This window comes from Butyrivibrio sp. NC2007, from assembly GCF_000421405.1.
Lineage (GTDB): Bacteria > Bacillota > Clostridia > Lachnospirales > Lachnospiraceae > Butyrivibrio.
Genome location: NZ_ATWY01000019.1, coordinates 65,893 through 86,011, shown reverse-complemented (window position 1 = coordinate 86,011; position 20,119 = coordinate 65,893). Strand labels below are relative to the sequence as shown.

Below are 20,119 nucleotides of genomic sequence, written 5' to 3'. Positions count from 1 at the left end.
CTTCGTTTTTTTCCGCGACCGTCGGTTGGAATAATTTCCCCTGTTTCTTCGTTTAGCCTGCCTATAAGAGTTCTCTTTGACCGGGATTGTTTCTTTTCTTTGTCCCAAAAAGATTTGCATTCATAGACATACGTGATTCCGGATCTTTTATCTTTTTGATGAATTATAGACATGATTTCACCTCCTATATCGTCATGTATATAGTATAACACATGACGATATTTAACACAATAGAAAAATGCCAAAAAGCATAGGAAAAATCTAGGTTTTTGGCATTTGATGCTGTGGTGAATTAATGGTTATGTATTTTCCTTGTGGTGAAAAAATGAGTCCGGAATGCAGATAGGCTGTGAATAGTAACTCCTTGGTTGCCGCATCATCTAGTTGGCATTTTTATGGGACTCCAAAAAGTTCATACTGTAACCATAAAGCTAACCATAAAGGAGACCAATACAGATAAATTACTTTTGGAGTTTTGCTTGCAATCATTTTATGAGGAGGCATATATGGGGCGACTGATTTACTGGATAAAGAAATGTATGCATAGGAATAACAAGTTCTGCAAACACTTCTGCGTGACCTGTGAGTTCTATGATTTCTGCAGGAGAGACGGAGAGCTTGATTGAAAAAGTTTGTTGGGGAGCATCCAGTTTACATGAAAGGTATAGGTGGTTTTATGAAAAAGATGGTTATAGTTCTTACAACAATAGCAGCAGTCGGATTGATGGTCGGATTCTCCAGTATAACAGTCAATGCATCCGGTTTTGATCTCCAGGCTCATTACGAAAAGATGAAGGCCAAGAGAGAGCAGCAGGAAAAAGAGTTTACAGAGAAATGGTTAGATGAACTTGAGGCGGATGGAAATCTCACCCCGGAGGTAATCAAAGCTGCCGGTAAGTATGGCGAGGGAAGAGTGCCCAATCATAAATCTACAAGCGGTAGCGGTTCAGGTAGCTATGCAGGAGGAAGTTCCGGTGCAACCACTTCAGGTAAAGGCTGGGTCTACTCGGCTGACGAGTTACATGTTATTGGATTACCTGAAGGTTCTAACGGATATACCAAGCCAGGCTACTATGGGGATGTAGATGGCACTTATTCATCCGGTTATTCAGGATCCGGAAAAGGCTGGGTGTACTCAGCAGATGAGCTTCACGTTATAGGACTTCCAGAAGGAGAGGATGGCTATACGCTTCCTGGATGGTATGGGGATATAGATTAATAGATTTATTGTTGGGGCGGGGGATGATCATATATCATTTCCCGTCTTGTGCCCTTTTAGGAAGGTGGTGGTCAAATGCTATTCATGTTTGAACTGCTATTGGCAATAATCATTGTTGCTGTAAGGTATTATCTAAAGAATAAGGAAAAATACCGGATAAAAATAAAAAGAATAATATTAAAAGTTATGGCCACAGTATTGGCAATTTTGCTCACGATAACAGTACTATTACAAGAATTGATCCAGCAGCTGCTCGATAAGATTAGCAGCCAGGAAACGAAGCTGAAACTATTGGATAAAATTGATCGAAGAAAGTGAGGACGAGATTATGTTCTTTGGAAAAAGAGATAAGGATGTCAGATTAACAGATAAGCAGTACAAGGAACTTACAAGTAATATGAGCAAAAAAGAGCGTAGAGAGTTTGAGCGGCACCAGGATGAACTTCGCAGGGAAAGAGAAGAAGATAGATTGCTCGGTTGGCTTGAATTTGAGGACGAGCTTGATGACATGTGAGATAGTCAGGCTAAAATCGTTCCCGGTCATTCCCGGACAATTCCCGGTCAAATTTCAAATTTCGTTGTCCGTGCATTATCCAAATGATAAAATGGATGTGGACTTTTATGGAGGTGGATAATGCCAAGAAAATTAAAATATTCTTCGAACATAAAGGACAAAGGGTTGCTGAGCCGGGAACTGAAGACAGCTGCCGAACTGCATGCCCAGGGACTTTCGTACGATGCTATTGTCGAAGAGTCGATAGATAATAATGTTTTTCAAGTGAACACTGAGCGAAGGCGCAAAGAATTGGCTGACTGCATTGTTACGAGAATGAAATATCTTGATGATTTCACTTTAAACAGAATTGCAGAAGGCACAATTTTTTTGGCAAATATTATTTCTGTATATGCAATCATGAAGACAAATCCACTTGTGTATGAATTTATGAATGAGGTGTACAGAGAAAAAAGTGAGCTCATGATAAACCGGATTACAGATGCGGATATAAATCAGTTCATGGATGTTAAAGCGCAGCAGGTTGAGATGATCGCCAAATGGAAAGATGACAATAAAGATAAAGTCAAAGGTGCAATCAGAAACATATTAGTTGAAGCTGGAATGATGAGAGATATGGGAAGTTTCTATATGATTCTTGTACCTGTGTTGGATATGGACTTAGTGTCCAATCTTCAAACTGTTGATGGTGACATATATTTACGTGCTATGGGGATAAGAGTATGACAACAGCTGAAAAATTAAATTTGATAGAGCCAAGAATAAAAGACAAGGAATTTTTGGAAAAGGTGCGAGGCGGGCACATTATTCCATTCTATATTTTGGACTATGATCCGAGGGACGAGGGCATGGCAAGAGAACATGTTCTCAATCTTCAGGACAAGATAAATAAAGAGAATTGTGGCATACATATTAAAGTTATTGATCTGTATAAGCTGCTTCTTGAGTGTCTTCAAGAGAAAGGGTATTTAGAAAAAGCATTAAAAGCTGAAGAGAGTAAAGGAACGGACAAGCTATTTGAGGGAATAAAAAATACACTTGGGTTAAAAAAAGAGATCAACATGTATATCGATAAAATCCGGGATGGAATAGAACCAGAAGATGTGATTTTTTTGACCGGTGTAGGAAATGTATATCCTATAGTGAGGACGCATAAAGTGCTGAGCAATCTAAGGCCATTGATAAAACGTAATCCACTGATTGTTATGTATCCCGGAACATATATCAATAATGAATTCTCATTATTTGGTGAGATAGATAGAGATTATTACCAAGCATTTAAGCTGATTTTGGAAGGAGATAACTAAATGATTATAAAAGATATTTTTGAAAATAAGATTGATAGACACATTGATCCTGTTGTAGAGATTGGTGGTGAAACTGATAAGTCAAGACAGGAAGAGTTGGAAGAGTTTGTTGTTACACAGCAGGTTGGAAAACATCTGAAGGAATTTTTTAAGTATTACATTACAACTTCTAATACTGGCAGAGGTGACGTTGGCGTTTGGATTTCAGGATTCTTTGGAAGTGGTAAATCACACTTTATGAAGATGTTGGCATATATTTTGCAGAACGATGTTATTGGTGGAAAACGTCCCATTGAGTATTTTGAAAGTAAGATAGATGACAATTTCACTCTTGCGGATATGAAGGCTGCAACAGATATCAAGACTAAGGTTATTCTTTTTGATATTGATCAGGCGTCTGATGCTGATGCAAGAAACAGTCAGGAGATGCTTGTTAAAGTGTTTAATAGAAAGTTCAATGAAATGCAAGGCTTCTCTGAGAGCATGCCTTGGCTTGCAGATCTTGAACGTCAGATGGTTGCAAAAGGAAACTATGAGCAGTTTAAAGAGAAATATGAGGAGATATCTGGTACTCCATGGGAAGAAGGCCGAAATGATGATTTCTTTGGTGAGGACAATTTTGTTGAGACAGCAAAAGCTGTACTTGGAATGTCCGAAGAGTCAGCAAGAAATCTATATCAGAACAAGGCTGATCAATATTCTCTGACAGTTGAAGATTTTGCCATTAGAGTTAGAGAGTATATAGAGGCGCAGGGCAAGAATAATAATGTTGTATTCATGGTTGATGAGGTTGGTCAGTATATTGGAAACAGCAGTGAACTGATTCTTAATCTGCAGTCAATTGTTCAGTGTCTTGGAACAGAATGTAATGGACATGCATGGGTAGTAGTAACAAGCCAGCAGGCCATTGATACTGTTGCAAAGAATGTTAAGGCAAACGACTTCTCTAAGGTTACTGGAAGATTCCCTGTTAGATTATCTATGTCATCAATTAATGTAGATGAGGTTATTAAGAAGAGAATACTCCTTAAAAATGAAGCTGGTACAGACAAGCTTAGAGCACTTTATAAAGATAAAGGCGGAGTAATAAAAGGAAAAGTTTCCTTTGGTGGAGGGGCACCGACATATCCTAAATTTAAGAGTGAAGAGGACTTTATTGACATATATCCCTTTTTCCCATATCAGTTTGATTTGCTGCAGTCTTCCTATGACTCTGTAAGAAATAGAGGTTCAAGTGGAAAGAGCATGTCAAGTGGTGAGCGTTCATTACTGTCTGCGTTTCAGGATGCAGCTATGGAATATAGCGGAGACGAACTTGACAGATTTGTTCCGTTTAGCCAGTTTTATAACACAATGGAATCTTTCCTTGAGCAGGATATTCGTGTTGTTATGGAAAGGGCTTCAAAAAAGGAAACACTGGAAAAACCGCTTGATCTTGATGTGCTGAAGCTGTTATTCATGCTTAAAGACATGGATAATGATATGCCTACAAATATAGATAATCTTACATCTCTTATGGTTTCTCATGTTGAGGAAGATAAGATTGCTTTGCGTGGAAAGATAGAAAAATCATTGTATCGCCTGATGGATGAGAACCTTGTACAGAGAGATGATGATAAGTATATCTTCCTTACAAATGATGAGCAGCAGGTCAACATTGAAATTGAGAGAATGGATCTTGATCCTAGCGAGATTATTGATTATATCGGCAAGCAGGTGTTTACCGGAATTTGTGATACAAAGATTAGGTATAATGCGAACTTTATGCCTTCTTATAATCAAATAATTGATAATAACCCGAGAGGCCAGCAGACAAGTGAGCTGACAATGTATCTGTTTACTCCTTTTGTAGAAAAGCTTTCTGAGCAGCAGATGCATATGATGGCACAGACCCAGAACTGCTTAATAGTAACTATGGCAGATAACAAGCTTATGGCTGAAGAAATTGAGAGAATGCTTAAGCTTGAAAAATTCATACGTGTTAAGTCTGGGAAAGCAAAGACTGATTCAATGAGCAAAATCATATCACTTAAGGCTGATGAGTTTAGTCGCAAGAGTGAGCGTGTTGCTGAAATGATTAGTGATGCAATAAAGGATGCGGACTTTTATACCAAGACAGGACATCTTAATGGTCTGAAGAGTGATAAGGCTAAGGATAAGGTCAATGAAGCATTTAGCGTTCTTATTGATAGTGTTTATACCAAGCTTACTTATATAAAGAACCCTGTTCAAAAGGCATCAGATCTGGCAATCAGACTGGATACCAGCAACCGTCAGATGAGCATTGATGATTCGACAACTAACAAGCTCGCAATAGAAGAAGTTGTAAAGTATCTGGAAAGAAAAAATGAGCAGAAGATGCCTGTTACTATGAGAAGCATTATTGAGCAGTTCCAAAAGATTCCATATGGATGGACTGAACTTGATATTGCTGGCATAGTTGCAGAATTGTTTGCTGCAGAAGAAATAGTGCTTCAGCTCTCAAATAAAAACGTAGCTTTATCAGATCCTCAGCTCATAAATTACTTTACCAAGAGAGATTACAAAGAGTCTCTCAAGATAAAGATAAAAGAGAAAACTAGTGATGAGCTCATAGAGTCAGTTAAGGACGTGCTTAAGAGCGCATTCTCTAGAAGCGTTGAATATACGACTGATACTAAGCTCGCAGAAGAGATCAACAAAGCGATTGATAATGCGATGGATACTATTGAAGATATTAATGATAAGTATCCTAAGGATGGCAAATACCAGTCATTTGGATATACATTCAAGCAGGATGCTGACAGTGCACGAAAGATATTGATGATGTATCCAGGATACAAAAAGGTACAGGGATGGTTAACGGCATTTAAGGGAATCAAGAAAATATACGAACCTAAAGTGCTGTTTGAGACATTTGTATCTGAGGCAGAGCAGTTCAAGAACTATAAAGAAGAAATAGGAACTATTTCGGATTTCTTTAAAAATCAGCTGTCAATATTTGAGAAGTCATGCGAGTATGTAAATCTTTATGAAAATAATAAATCATACCTCGAAGAGACTGCCGCAAAGTCATTGATGATGGAGATGCTCTCAATCATCAACATGGAAGAGCCTTATAGAGATATATATAAGCTTAGTGAGGATAACAAGAAATTTATGTCTGCGCTGGGCGAGGTGCTCAATAGAGAAGCTGAACCAGTAATTGCGCAAATAAATGATGATCGAAAGACCGCAAAAACATCATTTGAAACATATGAGATTGAGCTTCCAGCTGATATTGATCAGGCATTTGATAATCTGACTGAAAAAGTTGAAACATGTCAGTTTGTTTCAACAATAATAGGCGTTCGTGAGGAATCTGCTCGTATTAGAGATAACTATTTGGATCAGGCCGCAAAGAAGTATAACGAAAAAATCGAGACGGCTAAAAAGGATGATGGCGGAGATAAGCCTAACTCTAAGCCGGCAGTTGTTCCAGCAAAAAAAGTAAAGAGTGTTGCTGTCGGCAATCTTATTGGAACTCAGCGTAAGCTTGAGAGCAAAGATGATGTGGATGCTGTTATTGAGAATATTCGTAAGCAACTTATGGATATGCTTGATGATGAAACAATAATAAATTTGAAATGATAGGTGAACTAATATGAATAAAACAGCGTTAAGAAGCTTTTCGGCTTGGGCACGTAGATATTTGATCTCTAATATCTGTGACCGAGCACAGTTCTTAGGCATTACAAAGGATAATGTGGTTCCTATTCAGGCGCAGAATAATGATAGTTTTATGGTGAATGGTGTAACATTTGATTTTGCACCGTCTGCAAGAGAGCATTTTGTAGAATATGTTAAAGAAGTTGGTTGGGAAAACGCTATCGAGGAGATTGCGTATACATGGTTTAATAGAATTCTTGCCATTAGGTTTATGGAAGTCAATGGGTATCTGGAAAATGGCATTGATGGAAGTAATATTTATGTTATTGGATCAATTGATGTAGATAGGAAGTTCCCTGATGCTGTGGCAAGAGCAACCGAGCTAAAGTATGTTGATAAGGATACTGTTTTTAAATATCAGGATAATGAGGATAATGCAGGGCTATTCAGGTATATCCTAATGAAACAGTGTTTAGAGCTTAGTAAATGGATGCCTGATGTTTTTGAAAAAGTATCGGATTACACAGATTTGTTGTTGCCAGAAACATTACTGTTTCCAGACGGCTTTGTCGAACATTTGACTAATGACCTTAATGCTGAGGATTTTGATATATCTGCTGAGGGTAATGGGCAAGTCGAGATATTCGGATGGATGTATCAGTTTTATATTGCTGAGAAAAAAGACGATGTCTTTAGGAGCAAGGCAAAGATAACTAAGAGTACTTTGCCTGCGGCTACGCAGTTATTTACGCCAGATTGGATAGTACGTTACATGGTAGAAAACACACTGGGAAAGGTGTGGATTTCATCGCATGGAGAGAGCAGATTAAGGGAGTCTTTAAAATACTATCTTGATCCGGAACCAAATGATGAAGAGGTAATCAAAATTCATGAAGAAATAAAAAAAGAATACCAAACAACTAGTATTAGAGATATCAAGTTTATAGATCCTTGTTGCGGTAGTGGGCACATTCTTGTATATGCATTTGACATTTTTTATCGTATGTATTTGGAAGAAGGATATACCGCAGATATGATACCAAGTATCATTCTGGAGAATAATTTGTTTGGGCTTGATGTTGATAAACGAGCAATTCAGTTGACGAGTTTTGCACTGACTATGAAAGCAAGAAGTTACAACAATAAATTGTTCCAGGATGGTTATCATTTCCCTAATGTAATAGATATACGAGAAAGCAATACTATTACAGATAATGATTTGGGGGTAATGTCAAGGCTATTGATGTTATCTAATAGCGAAGCTGATGTATTAAAAGAATGTGTATTTAGGTTTAAAAATGCTGAATACTATGGTTCGCTTATTAATAGTTTTAGTTACGCCCCAAAAGAGTATGAGAAATTGATTGAAAAGATTGAGGGAATGGATGAAAAGGTAGACTTTGATGATTTATTTGAATCTGCAATATTCCGAAGAAACTATTTATTGATGTGTACGCTTGTAAAGCAGGCAAGAGTTATGAGTGATAAATACGACTGTATGGTGACCAATCCTCCATATATATCACCAACTGAATGTGGTGACGAAGTTAAGCAGTATGCAGAAACGTTTTATCCTGACAGTAAAAAAGACATGTGCACTATGTTTATTGAGAGATGCTTTGAATTTTCTAGTAAAAAAGGGCTATCTAGTATGATTACTATGCAGGCATGGATGACTTCAACAACCTATAAAAAACTTCGTGAAAAAATGATGAATAAAATGAGAGTAGTAAGTATGGTACATCTGGGACCAAGAGCGTTTGAAGATATAAGTGGCGAAGTGGTGCAAACAACTGCGTGGGTAATGAGGTGTAAGTAATTATGGGTACATATATAAAACTTGATGATTATAATAATCCAAATGTCAAAAGAGATGAGTTTTTTAATGAGAAGAATAGATATATTCAAGACGATAGCATCTTTAAGTATTTGCCCGGGAAAATATATTCGTATTGGGTCAATAGACACTTGATAGAATCATTTGAAGATAGTAAAAATGTCGAAGATATTGCGGATGGAAAGGTTGGCCTTCAAACAGGTAATAACGATTTGTTTTTAAGGCTTTGGTTCGAAGTACAGCCTTCTCACATTTCCTTTGATGGAAATAAAACAGTTCGTTGGTACCCATATAACAAGGGCGGAACAGTCAGACGGTGGTATGGAAATAATGAATATGTAGTTGATTGGGAAAATGATGGAAAGAAAGTAAGAAGCTATGATGGAGCATTCCCGAGAAACACAGAGTATTACTTTAAAGATGGAATAACATGGTCAGATGTAAAATCTGGACCTATTAGCATGAGGAAGATGCCATCAAATTGTGCTTTTGATACTTGTGCGCCATGCTTATTTTCGGATGAAAATGAGGAGTTGTTGTTGGCTTTTTTTAACTCCAAAATCGCGCAGGAGTACTGCGATTTTATGACATCACCTTTGCATTATACTTGTGGTGCAATACTTCAGATTCCAGTACTTACTGATGGCGAATTTGATAAGCAAAAGGTAAATGAATGTGTAGCAATTGCTAAAGAGGAATGGGATTCTTATGAGACATCTTGGGATTTTGTAAAGCACCCCTTGATTAAATACAATGCGAAAATAAGTTCCGTGTATGAAGAATGGGAACAGGTGGCACGGGATAGGATTATTAAACTAAAGGAGAAAGAAGAGTTTTTTAACGATTATTTTATTCGTACCTACAATATGGGAGAAAGCATTTCCAAAGAAGTCGATGATTCAAAAATAACTCTTCGAACTGCAAATCTTACGGCGGATGTAAAATCACTAATATCTTATGCCGTAGGCTGTATAATGGGGCGCTATAGTTTAAAAGAAGAAGGATTAGTATTTGCCGGTGGGACATGGGACGAATCAAAATACTCGAGCGAATTCATGCCATGTGAATTTGGTGTTCTTCCTATCACGGAAGAGCAATTCTTTCAAGAGGATTTATGCACTAGGGTTATAGATTTTATTGAAGTTGTTTATGGAAAAGATAATTTCAGTGATAATCTAAAGTTTATTGCTGCAGCTCTTAAGCCTGATTCCTTCGATTCACCCAAAAAAGTAATTAGAGAATACTTGTTTAAAAGCTTTTTTGAGGATCATTACCAAATGTATCAGCATAGGCCTATTTATTGGCAATGTGATAGCGGAAAAGTGGGAGGATTTAGAGCAATACTTTATATGCATAGATACGATGAAAATACTTTGCCTATAGTCAGAACAGAGTATATTCAGGAATTGCGCTATAAATATGAAGAAGAGGTGCAAAGACAAAAAGGAAAACTAGAAGCTGCAACAACAACGGCTGCGAGAAATTCTGTAAAACGTGATATAACTCTTCTGGATAAAAAAATAGTTGAATGTGTAGCTTATGATGAACTACTTAATCATGCTTCTAGTAGTATAGGAAAATATGTTTTTGATTCAGATGATGGTGTTAAGAACAACTATGGAAAATTCCTTTCTATTGATGGTGATAATACCAAGAACATACTTACAGTGATAAAGCTTTAGGAGATATGCTAACAAATGAGCGAAGTGAATTTTGAGGATGTGGCAAAAGAATTAAATATTATGTTCGCAAAAAAGCCAAGGGCTGGTCAAAGGAGAAATATTGTTTTTTGGTATAACGGTGATGGAAAGTTTGAAGAACGTCTTCCAGTACTTCAAGAACAGCTGAATGATGCAGAAATAGTAATTTTCTCAGGGAAGAATTCTTTCAACCTTAAATATAAAATAGAAGTAGAAAATCCGGACAAGAATTTTTTGATTTATGTTCCTGCTTTCAAGCCGGCGCCAGCTGATAACTATCTATTGGACATGTATCTGTATTCTCAGGAATTTGAAGCGGATGTTGCGACTATATACATGCGTGAGTTGGGGATAAGGAATGCTGCTTTGTTTGAGATTGTAAAGAATTATGAAAATTTCTTCGGAAATCAAAAGCGTATTGCTGACTTAAAGAAATTAGGTATCACAGAGTGGACAGAGCAGAGCTTTCATATTGGTGTATTGTGTGCTGTTTTAAAATGCAATTTTGATTTTGATTATGCGCTTATTAAGCTGATTTCGGATTATTATGCCGGTGGCAATCTGCTAGAAAACGTAAAAAAATACTGTGATGTAGACACACTTAATGAGTATATCCAACTGAAATTTGGGCTTGTTGATGCTTTGGCAGATATTGAGAAGATGATGACAAATATGCTTCTTTTGCATATGAGTCTTTATCTTAAGGGTACTATTCCGGATAATTGGGCAAGAAACCTTCCAGAGAACATGAATGCTTCGATAAAAAACAATGCGTATATTTTTATTGATCGTTTCATGAAGAGCGACAAGGCAGATGATTACAAGAAAATCGCAAAGACTATATCTGAAAAGTTAGATGTAACTAATTATATCTCTGGTTGGGATATGGACTCTTATGAGGATGTAGACACTTTTATTGATTTTGACATTGTCACTATAAATAGGCTTCAGAAACTCCTGCTCGAAAAAGGAGAAGAATATGAGCGATACATGCGAATTGTTAAGCAACGTAGGAAATCATATTGGAATGACGGGCTAAGCCATGATTATATGACAATTCATTATGCATGCAGATTCCTTTCAAAAATGCATGAAGTGAATAATGGTTTCAATGAAATTGATCCAAAAGTAATGTTTAATAATTATGTTAATTCTTACTACAAGTTTGACCAGTACTACAGAGAGTTTGTATTCCATTATGATTTATCTACTTTGGAATCTATGATAGGTGTTTACAAACTTATTGATAACTACTATACCAATTGGTATTTAGAAGAACTGGCTAATCGATGGAGCAACATTAACGAAGATCATAAGTGGGGAGAGGATGCGGAAGAGAAGCAATGGGATTTTTATGATAACCACATTGGCAAGATAAAAGAGCGTGTGGCTGTTATAGTTTCTGATGCATTACGTTATGAATGTGGTGATGAACTTGCTCGAAGAATAAGCCATAAGTTCCCTTCTAAGACAACCATTACTCCGGCTCTTAGTACAATGCCTAGTTATACAGCACTTGGTAGTGTGGCATTACTTCCACATAATAGTATAGATTACCGAGACGATGGAGCTGTCCTATTGGATAACCAGAGTATTGTTTCATATGAATCAAGAGAGAAGCACTTAAATAGCTATCGTCCTGGAAAAGTATATAGCGGAAAAGAGTTCCTTGACTCTAGCAATTATCAAAAGATAAAAGAAGAGGTTAAGGGGGCTGATAAGGTAATCTACATCTACCATGACAGAATCGATGCTGTTGGCGATAATGTACCGACTGAAACGGATGTGTTTAATGCTGCAGAGAAGTGCTTTGATGATATTGAAAAGATATTCCAGAAACTGCAGAATCTATCCATTTATAATGTGTTTATAACTTCGGACCATGGCTTTTTATACCGGCGCGAAGATATGCGTCAGATGGATAAGACACCGAACAAGTTTGCGGAGGCTATCCTTTCAAAACGCAGGTTTTTCTTGGCGCATGGCAACAGTGGAAACAGCTTGACTAGGAAGATTCCTATGGATTATCTCATTCAATCCCAGGATCCAAGTCAACCTGACCTTATAGTGGAAGTCCCTTATGGAACCAATATTTTCCCTAAACAAGGTGAGAGTAAGAAGTACATGCATGGAGGAGATGCACTGCAGGAAGTTGTTATCCCGATTATCCAAATTGAAAATAAGAAGAAGGACAGGGAGAAGAACCGGGCTAATCAGGCTACTGTAAAGCTTATTTCCATATCAAGAAAGATTACATCACTTATTACTTTCTTGGAGTTTTTCCAGAATGAGGAAGTTGATGATAAGACTATTCCGTGCAATTACGAGGCATATTTTGTTGATTCAAATAATGACCAAATCACAAATTCTATTGTTATAAATTGTGATAGTAAGAGCAAGGAAATGACTGATCGCACGTATAAGGAGAAGTTTACATTCAAGAATAAGAAATACAGTGCGGATGAGAAATATTATCTTGTAATTAAAAACTACGATGATGAATATGCTGAAGAGGAACGTATTCCGTTCGTAATAGATATTCTCTTTAGCAATAAATTTAACTTTTAATTAGGAGGCCAGTATGGATGATCTGGATAGACTTGCGGTGGATAATTTCATCGGAAGAATAGTAAGAAAAGATCTTTCAAAAAAAATAAAGGGTAGTCTGAATGTACCTATATATGTTCTGGAATACTTGCTGGGAATGTATTGCGCAACAGATGATGAAGATAGTATAGAGCAAGGTGTTGAACGAGTTAAGAAAATACTTGCAGATAACTATGTTCGCCCTGACGAGGCTGAGAAAATAAAATTCAAGATAACTGAGAATGGTTCATTTACAGTAATTGATAGGGTTCAGGTAACTGTAGATGTTATTAATGGTATCTGTTTTGCAGACCTTATGAATCTCGGTATGGGTAATATCCCAATTAGCTCTGAATATGTGAAGAATAATGAAAAGCTCTTGGCTGGAGGAATATGGTGCATAGTAGAGCTTAGTTATGGCAACCTATTGGATTGTGAAGATGAATCTCTGGGCAGAGCTATCAAGTCACTGCTGAGCGGAAAAAATAAAAAGAAATATGAATCAGAAGATGAAGACAGCTTTGGCATCGTTATAGTAAATGAGCTTACACCTATTCAGATGCCTAATCTTGACCTAGAGGAGATTTTCGAAGGAAGAAGACATTTTTCCAAGGAAGAATGGATAGACTTAATACTGCGATCAATAGGTATGGAGCCAACACAGCTTCAGGAACGCGAAAAGTGGCATCTTTTGGAACGATTGGTTCCGCTTGTTGAGAATAACTATAATTTATGCGAGCTAGGACCACGTTCTACCGGTAAATCTCACGTGTACAAGGAGATTTCTCCCAATAGTATTCTTGTCTCAGGTGGACAGACAACAGTTGCTAACCTTTTTTACAATATGGGAAGAAGACAGGTTGGTCTTGTTGGTAACTGGGATGTTGTAGCTTTCGATGAGGTTGCAGGCATCAACTTTAAGGATAAAGACGGAATTCAGATTATGAAGGATTATATGAATTCTGGATCTTTTGTTAGAGGAAAGGATGAAATTGCAGCATCTGCATCAATGGTATTTGTGGGAAACATCAATTATTCCGTTGATGTTTTGCTTAAGACATCGCACTTATTCCAGCCATTCCCGGATCTTATGGCAAATGATACAGCCTTCTTTGATAGAATGCATTATTACCTGCCGGGATGGGAAGTGCCAAAATTTGCTCCGAAACATTTTACGGATAATTATGGATTCATAACAGATTACGTGTCTGAGTTTTTCAGATGCATGAGAAAATATGCCTATGGAGATCTTATCGATAAGTATTTCAAGCTTGGAAGTACTTTAAATCAGCGTGATGTTATGGCTGTGAGAAAGACCGTTTCTGGTCTTATCAAAATCATATATCCAAATGGAGAGTGTACCAAAGAAGAAATCGAAGAAATCCTTAAGTATGCTCTTGAAGGACGAAGAAGAGTAAAGGAACAGCTTAAGAGGATTGGTGGCATGGAGTTCTATGCTGTTAATTTCTCATATCTGGATAATGAGACATTTGAAGAACGTTATGTTGGAGTTCCTGAGCAAGGCAGTGACAAGTTGATTCCTGAAGGTACCCCAAAGCCGGGAACTGTTCATACCGTGGTACGAGCTGCAAGTAGCATGTTCGGTGTGTATAGGCTTGAGATAGAGGCAATTTCTGGAAATGGTAAGTTTAATAAGGTTGGTACAGTTGCAAAATCCACAACAGATAGTATTTCCAATGCGGTAAACTATTTCAAGGCTAATGCGCAGCATATAAGCTCCATGATCAACATGGATAATACAGATTTTATGATGGATATAAGAGATCTTCAGGGGCAGGGTGCTGCAGAGGACCTTTCATTATCAACCCTTATTGCAATGACATCAGCGGCACTAAAGAAACCGGTGCTTACACAACTCGCAATTCTTGGAGGCATTAGCATTGGCGGAACAATCAATCCAATTGAAGAGCTTGCGAATGTTTTACAGGTTGCGCATGATGCCGGAGCAAATAAGATTCTGCTTCCTTCAAACGCGAAAAAACAGATTGTTGATGTACCGGATGATTTGTTTGTAACATTCCAGATTATTTTTTATAATTCGCCGGAAGATGCAGTGTTTAAGGCATTAGGAATAGAATAATTTGATTTTGGGCGAGGCGTTCAGGCATGGCAAAGCATAAAATGGTCCAAAGTAACTTGGTAAAAAATTCGATATCAGCTTATTTTGCAGCTATAGAAATACATAATAAGCCAAATATATCCTATAGATATGAAACGGTTACCTTGCTAATACTTAACGCATGGGAATTGGCTCTTAAGGCATATATTAAGAAATGGATAAAGGATAAAAGCATATATGCAAATGATGGACACACTATCACTATAGATAAGGCTTTAGTGTATGTTGCCGAGGATTTGAATGGTAAGAAGTCGAACAGCTTTGAGGCAGTAAGACGAAATATTGAGGAAATTGAAATATACAGGAATGGAATCACTCATTTTTACTGTGATGAGCTTGAGCCATATATCTTTATGCTGGTTGCCAGATCAGCATTAAATTACGTTGAATTTATGAAGGCTCATTTTTCTAAAGATATTATGTCGGATGAAGGATTGTTTATTTTGCCGTTGGGGTTCAAACTGCCTTTTTTGCCAGAGGATTTTTTGTCAGGTAATTATGCAAAATATGCGAGTACACCAGAAAGCCAGGAGTTTATTAAAGGAATAGTGAAAACTATCCGGGACTTGAATGATGCTGGAATAGAAGACTCTATAGTATTAGGATTTGATATTTATTTAGAAAGTGTAAAAAAAGCAAAGAATAGTGATTTGTTAGCTGCAATTACTTCAATTGAAGAAGCAGATGTGACTTTTGGCAAGGTGACTCATGCCAGGTTTAGCGATGATCCTAATGCAAAGGTATATAACATGACAGATGATGAATTCCGTAAGATATGGAAGTATTCTTATCAGGAATTAATTGATTGGTGTCGAAATAATATTCCAGGTTTTAAGCAGTCAAAGGTATTTTATAAGGTTAAAAGACAGGTTGAAGAGGATATTAACTGTGCTTACAAAAGAAGTCTGGATAAAGATAATGTGAAAGCTCCAACTAAAACTTTTTACACGGATTTGGCATTAGAGGAAATTAAGAAACTATATATCAAATTTGATGAAGAGCATACAGAGGCGTGAGAATGAAATATATAATAAAGCAGCTTGGAAGAAGCGTAGAGGTTTCTGAAGCCAATAGTTCAATTCTTGTATATAGAATCCCGTATCAGGATCTTATTGGAGGGGCTGATTCAATTCTGAAAGTGAAGAACAAGTTCATAGTTTATATTCTTTTCGGAGAAAATGAGAATGGAAGGGATGTAGTATATGTGGGGAAGTCTAAGAACGGCTTGAAAAACAGACCAACCTCACATGAAGACTTATATAGCCATTGGGATTATTGCTATATCCTCACTCAGTTTGAAGAACGAACATTTTTTAATGATGGGACGATTCAGTATATTGAAGACCAGGTTAATAAGCGAGTAAACAGTATTAATCATTATGAGAATAAAACCACTCAGACAACTGGCGGAACTGCTAATAGAAATGATGAAGAAGATTGCGACGTTTATTTGCAGAAAGCCTATCTTATGCTTGATGTGTTAGGGTTAGATCTTATTACGTTCATGCAAGATAAATCTGATCCTGATGATGGAATCGACGATTTGCAATCGGATATCATAGTTCCAGATGGTGTTTATCATATGTCTAGAAAACTCAAGAACTGGGGAAATAAAACCGCTAAAGGTCAGATGCAGGTTGCTAATGGAAAGTATATCCTTTTAAAAGGAAGTGATGTCTGCCCTAATGAGGGAAAAGGGCTGTTTGATGCAGTAAGAGTAAAACGAGAGTCTGCGAATGTAATAGATAATGTATTGCAAGAGGATATTGTTTTTTCGTCGCCCACAGGTCCTGCTGTATTTGTTTTGGGGTGTTCAGCTAATGGGTGGACTACTTGGAAAGATGTTGATGAAGAACCAATAGATAAATATAGAAAATAATATTGAGAGAGAATAATGAAGAGTTTCAGTGAATGTCCTTTTAAGGTATCGCTTCCAAAGCTGGTAAAGAATGGTAAATCTGTTGACTTGAGTTTTGACATTTTATCAAAGCTTGGGGTGTCAAGCATGGTTGTTCCAGATAGTATCCAGTTGGCAGATACCTTAGGACACGAATATGAATATAGTGTGGAAGACATCTGTAAAAAGGCAGATCAATCATCGAAAAGAGTTGAATTGGGAATGGAGCTTTATGATAGCGGAATGTTGCTGGTAAGAAATTCCCGCTTCAAGATAGCTTTTCTCACTTTTGATGGAGTTAAATACATAGTTGAGTACTCAGTTAAGGAAGATGGCAAAACTGTACTTGAGGACGTCATTTCTCAGGAAATGGAATTAAGTGATCGAACGAAGTTTGGCATAGAAATTGCTAAGGCTTATGGCGATTCTGAAGAAGATATACAAAAGGAGGATGCTGAAGAAGAACCTACATCACAAGACAGTTATTCAGATTATACCGACTACAGTACTCAAAATCCCACTATCAAGGAATTCCGGAATGCTATTCTCAGAGAAAAGTACTTTCTTCAAGAAGAAGGCGGAAGAAAATACAAGGTTACAAATGGCAAGATAATTAGCAGAAAAGGCGGTATTAGCACATATAGCTTTGAGATGGAAGCGGAACTGTTCTTGACAGATGATGCTCCAATCAAGCTTGAATCTGGTGGCAAAGAAGCTAATGGTATAGTTGTATCTTGTGAGAGTTTCCAGATAATAATCAATGTTGATAGGGATTTCGGCCTGACAATCAATCAGGCTTTTATTTCTGTTGAGCCGTGGAAGTTACTCGAGGCTATAGCTAATGATCTTGACCATATTTCTGATTGTCATCCATTAGCTCTTAAACTCATAAATGAAGGTCCAGGATTAGCCACGACAGATCCTATTTCATCTATACCCAAAGGTCAAGATGCAGCAATAAATAGAGCAATAAGTGAAGATATTACGCTTATTTGGGGACCTCCTGGAACAGGAAAAACATATACAATGGCAAAGATAGCTCTTGATGCGTTAAAGAAAAACAAGAGCGTATTAGTGGTGTCTCATAGTAATGTTTCTGTTGACGGCGTTGTAAAGGAAACAGTAAAACAAGCAAATCTGGATGGACTTGATAAACTTCTTAAGGATGGAGAAATACTCAGGTATGGATATGTAAGGGATGAAAAGCTTTCAAAAGATCCTTATGCTGTTGCTTACAATTTTGCGCTCAGGCATAGACCAGAGCTGAAAAAGGAGCTTGAAGAGCTTACTGATAAGAAGAAGCAGCTTAAGCGTGAAGGAAATTACAATACTTCGGAAGGTGCTGCTGTTGAGAATAAACTTAAAGAAGTTAGAAAGAGAATCAGAGATGCTGAAAAGCGCTACGTCGAAAAGGCGCAATTTGTAGCGACTACTATATCTAAAGTTACGATAGATAAGCTTTTTGCTGATGCTGGCTATGATGTAGTTATGTTTGATGAGGTCAGTATGGCGTATATTCCGCAGATACTATGCGCAGCTATGAGAGCGGATGAAAAGCTTATCTTGGTAGGAGATTTCAGGCAGCTTTCTCCCATAGTTCAGTCTGAAGCAAAGAAGACCTTGGAGAAAGATATTTTTACATTACTTGGGATATCATCTATGGGGAAAATGTATGCGCATCCATGGCTGGTGATGCTTAATGAGCAGCGAAGGATGTACCCGACAATCTCTGAATTTTCAAATAAGAATGTGTATAATAACCTCTTGCTTGACCATCCTTCAGTGAAAAAGAATAGGGAAGATATTATAACCAGAGAACCATTCTATGATTACTCTATCAATCTGATTGATCTGTTAGGTACATATTGTGCCACTATGAAGAATGGCGATAATTCGCGGTTTAATATTGTCAGCGCTATTGTTTCATTTTTGAGCGCGCTTAACGGCGAGGCAGATGGCCAACAATCAATAGGTATTATTACACCGTACGCCGCTCAGACCAGATTAATCAGAGCTATGATCTTGGATCATAGGGAAAATGAGGACACAGCTATTGAGTGTTCGACTGTTCATCAGTTTCAGGGTTCAGAAAGAGATGTTATTATCTTCGATGCTGTAGAGAGTTACCCATCTACAAAAGTTGGATTCTTGATGGGAAAGAGCATGGATGCAGTAACCAGGCTCATTAATGTTGCGGTTACAAGAGCAAGAGGGAAATTGGTGGTAGTTGCCAACTCTAAGTATTGGGAAAAACGTTTTGGTAATACGAGTCATATCTTTTACAGACTTATTCAGTATCTGCAGAAGAATGGTAACGTAACATCTACTCACGAGAAAAAGATACATAACTACATTATGCAGCTTCCGGATACGAAGAAAATAAAGAATTATCAAGATGAAATGGAAGCTATAGATGCATTTATCAATGACGTTAAGCGAGCTAAGGATAGAATTGTTGTTTCTATACCAGATGGAAGATTATATGAGGAATTCTCAGATCCGGTACTAAAAGCTCTTCTTGAAGCAAGAGCAAATGGAATCAGAATTCTATGTAAGACAAATGGATATGAGGATTTACCGGATAATTGGAAGAATATAGCCTGGGCATCTGATAATGCTGTTTTCCCTGTAATCATGATTGATGAAAGTGTGATGTGGTACGGGCTTCCAAAGTCAAGAGGAAGATTTAAAGATGGTGATACTGGCTTTGCCACTGTATGCCAAACTATTTACAGGATCAAAGGCGAGCATACTTTGGAGCTGATTAGAACATTTGCTGATCTTGAGATTAGAGAGCTTAAGGGTGAGAAATCTGCTTTACAGGAAAAGACAGGAACAACTAGTAATGAATCTAAACTAAAAGGTTCTTCTTCAAAGAATGAAGATACCGGAAAAGAGGCAGCTGGTCTTGCAGCTTATGTTCAAAAACGTGAGAAATGTCCAAGCTGTAAAATGCCAATGATGTTGACAAGAAGCAAAGCAGGAAAGTGCTACCTGAAGTGTAAATCTTGTAAAGAAACAGCTTTTCTAACGCCTGAATTGACAAATGAATATATAGATCATTATCAGGTAAAATGCCCAATCCATCATGCTGAAATATATGCTGGAGTCAATAAGTACGGAATATATGTGAAGTGTGAGTATGGACACTACATGAAGCCTGATGAGATATGATTTTTGGTAAGATAATATTTTTATTAAAAATCGGTATTTTGATAAAATAAATTTTATAAGATGATATAATGATCACAGGGGGCTTAGGCTCCCTGTTTGTTTTTTGTGGCCAAAAATG

Annotated in this window: 12 protein-coding genes; all 12 read left to right on the top strand. The window is 37.3% G+C overall.

Annotated features, from left to right (window positions below):
- Positions 1-676 precede the first annotated feature (676 nt).
- Complete coding sequence (locus tag G632_RS0114790) at positions 677-1,219, top strand: hypothetical protein (RefSeq protein ID WP_155828903.1); 543 nt, start codon at positions 677-679, stop codon at positions 1,217-1,219.
- 328 nt (positions 1,220-1,547) lie between these two features.
- The gene (locus tag G632_RS0114780) at positions 1,548-1,733 is read left to right on the top strand and encodes a hypothetical protein (RefSeq protein WP_022770178.1); all 186 of its coding nucleotides are present in this window, start codon (positions 1,548-1,550) and stop codon (positions 1,731-1,733) included.
- A 120-nt stretch (positions 1,734-1,853) separates the two neighbouring features.
- Entirely contained in the window at positions 1,854-2,459 is a 606-nt protein-coding gene (locus tag G632_RS0114770) for a DUF1819 family protein (RefSeq protein ID WP_022770176.1), read from the top strand.
- Positions 2,456-3,040, top strand: coding sequence for a DUF1788 domain-containing protein (locus G632_RS0114765; RefSeq protein ID WP_022770174.1), 585 nt, complete (start codon positions 2,456-2,458; stop codon positions 3,038-3,040). The genes G632_RS0114770 and G632_RS0114765 overlap by 4 nt, the downstream gene beginning before the upstream one ends.
- Positions 3,041-6,649, top strand: coding sequence for a BREX system P-loop protein BrxC (gene brxC, locus G632_RS0114760; RefSeq protein ID WP_022770173.1), 3,609 nt, complete (start codon positions 3,041-3,043; stop codon positions 6,647-6,649).
- 13 nt (positions 6,650-6,662) lie between these two features.
- Positions 6,663-8,486, top strand: a complete 1,824-nt coding sequence (gene pglX / locus G632_RS22450) for a BREX-1 system adenine-specific DNA-methyltransferase PglX (RefSeq protein ID WP_022770172.1) — start codon at positions 6,663-6,665, stop codon at positions 8,484-8,486.
- 2 nt (positions 8,487-8,488) lie between these two features.
- On the top strand, positions 8,489-10,186 hold the full coding sequence (gene pglX, locus G632_RS22445) for a BREX-1 system adenine-specific DNA-methyltransferase PglX (RefSeq protein ID WP_022770170.1): 1,698 nt from the start codon (positions 8,489-8,491) through the stop codon (positions 10,184-10,186).
- Between the two features lie 15 nt (positions 10,187-10,201).
- The gene (pglZ, locus tag G632_RS0114745) at positions 10,202-12,772 is read left to right on the top strand and encodes a BREX-1 system phosphatase PglZ type A (protein WP_022770169.1); all 2,571 of its coding nucleotides are present in this window, start codon (positions 10,202-10,204) and stop codon (positions 12,770-12,772) included.
- Positions 12,773-12,785: 13 nt separating this feature from the next.
- Complete coding sequence (gene brxL, locus G632_RS0114740) at positions 12,786-14,891, top strand: protease Lon-related BREX system protein BrxL (RefSeq protein WP_022770168.1); 2,106 nt, start codon at positions 12,786-12,788, stop codon at positions 14,889-14,891.
- Positions 14,892-14,917: 26 nt separating this feature from the next.
- On the top strand, positions 14,918-15,946 hold the full coding sequence (locus G632_RS0114735; RefSeq protein WP_022770166.1) for a DUF3644 domain-containing protein: 1,029 nt from the start codon (positions 14,918-14,920) through the stop codon (positions 15,944-15,946).
- A gap of 2 nt (positions 15,947-15,948) precedes the next feature.
- Entirely contained in the window at positions 15,949-16,809 is an 861-nt protein-coding gene (locus tag G632_RS0114730) for a DUF4357 domain-containing protein (RefSeq protein WP_022770165.1), read from the top strand.
- A gap of 15 nt (positions 16,810-16,824) precedes the next feature.
- Complete coding sequence (locus G632_RS0114725; protein ID WP_022770164.1) at positions 16,825-20,001, top strand: AAA domain-containing protein; 3,177 nt, start codon at positions 16,825-16,827, stop codon at positions 19,999-20,001.
- Positions 20,002-20,119: the final 118 nt, after the last annotated feature.